The organism is Pseudomonas sp. 2995-1, assembly GCF_002742505.1.
Lineage (GTDB): Bacteria > Pseudomonadota > Gammaproteobacteria > Pseudomonadales > Pseudomonadaceae > Aquipseudomonas > Aquipseudomonas sivasensis.
The window spans coordinates 1-313 of record NZ_LJSA01000486.1 but is presented as its reverse complement, the minus strand read 5'-3'; the positions used below and the strand labels follow the sequence as shown (position 1 = coordinate 313).

Sequence of the window (313 nt, the reverse complement as noted above, 5' to 3'; positions counted from 1 at the left end):
GTGTGAATAAAGACACTGGTATCCTTGATTACGAAGATGTACGTGCAAAAGCTCAAGAGCACAAACCTAAACTTATCGTAGCAGGAGCGAGTGCTTATCCAAGAGAGATCGACTTCAAAGTATTCCGTGAGATTGCTGATGAAGTGGGTGCTTATCTCATGGTAGATATGGCTCATATTGCAGGTTTGGTTGCAACTGGTCACCACCCGTCTCCAGTACCTTACGCAGACTTTGTAACAACGACAACACATAAAACGTTACGTGGACCTCGTGGTGGAATGATTTTATGTAAAGAAGAATTCGGTAAAAAGAT

General features: G+C 42.5%; 1 pseudogene. It reads left to right on the top strand.

Features of this window, described 5'->3' with window-relative positions:
* Positions 1-313, top strand: a pseudogene (glyA, locus tag AOA61_RS24615) (serine hydroxymethyltransferase); the annotation flags it as partial.